The sequence below is a fragment of the Mesorhizobium sp. M2A.F.Ca.ET.067.02.1.1 genome, assembly GCF_004023285.1.
GTDB lineage: Bacteria > Pseudomonadota > Alphaproteobacteria > Rhizobiales > Rhizobiaceae > Mesorhizobium.
Window position 1 is genome coordinate 1 of sequence record NZ_RZSB01000438.1, and the last position, 5,096, is coordinate 5,096.

Consider the following 5,096-nt stretch of genomic DNA (forward strand, 5'->3'; position numbering starts at 1 on the left):
AACTCCCCCCGCCGTTGGTTCACTACTGTGCGTGTTTAAACGCAATTTTACAAAACCGTAATCCCTCTCATTTCGGCGAATGATATCCTCCAGGCCGCTGTAGGTTTCGGAGCAAAGATCGAGAGCAAAGATCTTTGCCAGAGGCCGCGGTGATTGCTTCGGAACTTTAGTCAAGCGACCGGTAGCCGCCCCGGACCCGAGAACAACTCTCCAGGCAACGTGTCGCATTTGGCGGCTGGCTTTGTCGGTATCCCAGCACCTTCGGCCCTGGGTTGCTTAACACTACGAAAGTTGGAGTGCCTCGCTGTGAGAATCCGGATGGTCGACGATAGCCCGAGTTTGTATTTGGAATCCGACGGCCAATTGGCGCGAGTGACATTCCGAAAGAGGCGTACAATCACGCAGCCGATGTATGGGATCTCACCGGAGTCCGCAACTGGACCGCAACTCGCCTTATTGCGAGCTCCTGCTCCGTACTGATTTCGCCGATACCTCCGTGGTCGTGGGGCGAGCTGATGAGGTGGTTGGCTGGATGTCCGCTTATCGGCGGCCGAGCGAGCGCACCGTGCAGGTCTTCGACACCGACGCGGGAATGCAATGGAAGCCGTCGAAGCGACCGGCATAGGGAATGAAACTGGCGCGCTCTTCTTCGAATACGTCCCAGATTGTGCGCTCGCCCAGTTCGGGATGCCGATGCGCCTTGGCATAGGCAACGCATTTGTCGGCCAGCCAGCCGTTGAGATCCTCCAACGTCTTGAAGCGCAGCCTCGGTGTGAAGAAGCGCTCGCGCACCAGCCCGACCGGGTTCTCGACTTGCCCCTTCTCTTAGCCGGCCGCCGGCGTGCAGGCTCCGGCTCGACAAGGTAATGCCCGCACATCTGCGCAAGGCGGCTTGTAGCGGGGGGAGCAAATAACACCTAGGTCCCGCTTTGACACGTCACAATGAAATGCCGACCACGATGATCGGAACCTGCTAAGCGGATTGACTGATGCGGGCCGTCGACTGTTGCGAATACCGCACCGGGCGTTTGAGCACGACACTCGGCCATGCAGCATCGGGCCTTCTATCATGCCAAAAGAATGCCACCGTCATTGGTTCATTAGGGTACGTGCCGGCTCCCTACCTGTTCATGATCTGTGCCCTATCCTATGGAACTATCCTGCGGTTTCTGGCCTATTGCTTTCCTGACCGAGCCGAACGCCCTGGAAACCCGATAGTTCTTGGGCCCTTTTGGGCACGGAAACGATTCCTGCTAGGCAGCATGCGGGTTAATTTGAGAATCCAGTCGAGATTCTCAGCCTTAAATGCAAATTCAGCCTAAACGGCCGCATTCTCACATTTTACTGCAAGCGACAGCTCGCTTTTGACGGATCGCACTCACAAACGGACGCTTGGGACAGCACTCGAACCTGCTAGAAAAAAGCCCGACTCGCAAGCCGGGCAAGTTGCGCAGGTAAAGGGAGTCACCCGCGCAGGGAACATCGTAATCTGGCCCGCTTCGCTCCTATGGCTGTTATTTCATACCTTTGCGATCCGCACGCGTGTCTTCCCGGCTCGTCAGGCCGATACCGACACCGATGGCGCACACAGAGATCCCTGCGATATTCGTCGACTAGATTTGGGCACTAATAGTCCTCGTGGGGGGTGGCGCCAAGACGGAGCATTCTCCACCTCAATTCTCCCTCGCTTCAATATGACGAATTTGAACCACTCTGACCGCATCATTTGGCGCTTCCAACCACGAGAGGACTTTGCTGGTGAAGCAGGGCACTCGTCTCTCGTGCGGAGCGAAAGCCGCTTTCGATTGCGCCGTCAATGAACCCGGGCCAATGCAGCGCTGTGTGAGCTCCGGCAAAACTTAGCAATCCTTCAACAGTCCGGAGATGTTGGTCGTAGCGTGTGATCTGTCCGGGTCGGAAGACCGCCCAAGTCTCTAGTGAAAAAGGGTCATGTCGCCAGTCGTGACCACAAATCGCGAGGACTTCGGCATTCGGCAAAAACGACCGAATCGCGCGCTGAACAGCTTCATGGCTGGTGACATCTAGCGCATCCGCGTCCGAGCCATAACCCGCCATGAGGACACCGCCATCAATGATTATGTCCTCGCTGGAAAGCCAGTCTAAGCCCGCGCCTTTGCCGCAGGCGAAGAAATCTGTTGGCGCTCCCCTCACGGTCGCCCACACCTTTGTACCGATGCAGGCGAGTTCTTCTGCGGATAGACGTTGCTTCCCTTCACTGAGCGGCGGTTCGAATTCGATATTCTTTAGGACATTCAGCGGCACTGCGATAACTGCTGTTCGTCCCCGAAACTGATCTGCTTCACATTCGACTGTTACACCGTTTTTGTCTTGGCGGATCGCTCGGACACGGTGCGAAAGGCGCATCTCCGCCTTGGCGTCAGAGAGGATTGCCTCCACAAGTGGCGCTGTACCGGAACTCAGGCGATAGCCGGCACTCGACATCACGAACTCGCTAACGCTTCCAGCGGCAGCGACACGCCGGATCACATGCAACGCAGACACGTCCGCCGCGGGCGCAGAGGCATAGGCTTGCAGATACGCTTCTGCGATCGAGCGCGTCGCTGCCGTAAGACCTGCCTTCTCGAGAAAATCGGTCAAGGATATATCCAGATCTGCCAAATCTTGTTCGGAAAGTGGTCTGTCAACATCGATTCTGCGGGCGGCCTGATTGATTGCTACGATCAATCGTTCGATATCTGGGAGTTCCGGTAGTGGGATAGGCAAAGAGCGTTGCACTAGACCATCGGACGTCAACCAGATCGAGGGCCAGTCCACAACGATCGGTTCCACCAACGAATGGCCGTATCTTTCTGCCTCTGCCCAGATAAACCGCTCCGTGGGATAGAACCATTTGCCGCCCATCTCAAGCGGGACATCTCCGATGGCATTTGGCTTGAACCACGCGCGACCACCCACCCGGGCACGAGCCTCTAGCACCAGCACGTCCCGCCCTTCTCTCCGCAATTCACGTGCGGCGATCGCGCCGGCAAAGCCGCATCCGACAATTATCGCATCATATATAGGGTCCTCCATCTCAGCTTTTGACAATTGTCTAGAGCGTTCAACTGATTCGTCATGGCTCATGTGAAGATCACCGAACATTGTGAGAAGTTGTCTTATGAATGCTTCGTTATAAGCTGATATCAGCACCAACAGCGTTCGTCTTGAACCGGATTGCTGTTGCGCACGCCCTTTGTCTTAATCCTATGATGCTGATGAAGCGTTGCGTCAGGTGATGTTGACAGTACCAGATGGACAGGCGCCACCCCACATCGGAGTCCCCTTCTCCAGCATTTTACTCCATGTGCAACTCAAATCCGCGGATCAGGCTGGAGGGCCAAACGATGCAGAGATCGTGGATCAGGTGAGCGTCGCGATTATCGTCCTGCCGCAAACTGATTACAGGTCTGTTGGCAGAACACTTCGCGCGCATACTGATACAGTAATCTACACCCTACGGCGACGAAACGGGCAGTGCAGTCGCGCTCGATCGAGAATGAGCTGCAGGTCGTTCTGCCGGGAGTCGGCGTCAAGTTTGGGGCACCGCGTCGAACAGACTTGGCCTTTACATCTCACTGGCTGATGACCTTGATGAGAGCGCACTACGGCACTGCCGTCCGTGCCGCCACCAGGCGCCAACCGCTTTGATCCGTCGAGTGATGTTGGTCGTCGTGTTGGTCTGACGCCGTCAAGGCGACCAAGTGGGCTCCTGGACAAAGGCCATCAACAGGTTGAGGCGTTTCGCCGTACTGACTCCATCAGCGTACTTCGACCTGCCAGTGTTGGCCGTCCGTTGGCTTACGCCGCTTGAACGATCCAGTGGTGGTAAACAGCGCTTTGAACGAACGTTGAAGATAGTCTTCTCTCGGGCGACTTTTAATCGTTGGTGCAAGCGCCGTCGTGTCGTGGGTGAGGCGAGGCAAAGGCAGCCCAAGCCGATGGTTGGCGGACATGCTTCGACGCAAGCCACCAATGCTTGCGGTGTTGCACTCGCCAACAAAATGGCGCGCATTGTTTGGGCGCTCATGAGGCACGGAGGGCGATACATGCACACTGCTTGATAGAAATCGCGCGCTGCGCGAGAGGTCTAAGGATCGTATGGCCGACGAGTTTGCAGCAGTGTTCGGAAAACCAGATTGAGGACAAGTGCCGTGAGCAAGCAAGCCTGAAGTGGACCGAGCGCACGTATTCCATACTGGCTGGCGGCGCTGTTCTGCCGCGCTTGAGCCTTCCTGCTTATGCCGAGTGTCCGGTCGAAATGGGAGGCAGTTCAGCCATAGCCCAAGCAGGCTGTCCGCGACTTGCTGTAAGGTCGTTTGATCGCAGCAGGACCAGCAGGTAGCATCTATCCATGATGCGTAGACCGTCACACTGATTGCGTCAGAGCGATTCCGATAGCGCGGCGATCAGGATGAGGTGCGCCAGGCCAAGCTGGCGAGTCCAGCCGGTGCAAGTCCGGCCCGGGTAAGGGGTAGCGCCCGCCCGGTAGTGACTGTTGCGAGTGCGAGGTGACGACCACGGCGAAGCGTACACAGCAATCGTGTGGGGTGTGGGAGTGAGCCACGATAGTGATAAGATTGCAGGGGCCGAGACGTTCTCATCCGTCGAAGGCAATATATCCGGAGCCGCTATGCGAGGCTCCGTCGTCTTGCCGGGGTCTAGCAGGCTTCTCTGATTGGGGTCGTTGAGGTCAAGCTCCTCCTGATATTTTTAGGACCATGTTGCCCCGCGGGTCACTCGCTTCTCTTCGCGGTCGACGTTGGGCCGCCGCATGATCGGGTCAGTAGAGCGAGGCTGTTGATTTTCACTGAGAACTGACCCGGCGGGGGTGCGGACGAAAACTTGGACCACCAGGAGGTAGTTCATGTATTCCTACGCAGACAGAATCCGAGCGGTCGAGTTATATGTAAAGCTTGGCAGGCGGGTTAAGGCGACTATTCGTCAGCTGGGTTATCCCACCAAAAATGCTTTGAAGGCGTGGTGCCGTGAGTTCGAGCAGCATCGCGACTTGCGTGTAGGCTGTGCCGCAAAAGCTCCGAAGTATTCTGAGGCTCAGAAGCAGGCGGCTGTTGAGC

Annotated in this window: 2 protein-coding genes and 2 pseudogenes; 2 read left to right on the forward strand and 2 right to left on the reverse strand. The window is 56.7% G+C overall.

What is annotated here, in order from left to right:
- Window positions 1-558 precede the first annotated feature (558 nt).
- A pseudogene (locus tag EOA28_RS24355) lies at window positions 559-881 on the reverse strand (IS21 family transposase); the annotation flags it as partial.
- Window positions 882-1,722: 841 nt separating this feature from the next.
- A complete protein-coding gene (locus tag EOA28_RS24360) occupies window positions 1,723-3,105 on the reverse strand; it encodes an NAD(P)/FAD-dependent oxidoreductase (RefSeq protein ID WP_189342162.1) in 1,383 nt (460 codons plus the stop codon).
- Window positions 3,106-3,882: 777 nt separating this feature from the next.
- On the opposite strand from EOA28_RS24360, the pseudogene EOA28_RS40415 reads away from it, so the two are divergent.
- A pseudogene (locus EOA28_RS40415) lies at window positions 3,883-4,082 on the forward strand (IS110 family transposase); the annotation flags it as partial.
- Window positions 4,083-4,885: 803 nt separating this feature from the next.
- Window positions 4,886-5,096 (forward strand): transposase (locus EOA28_RS24365; protein ID WP_148670827.1); only part of this gene is annotated, 211 nt, incomplete at its 3' end.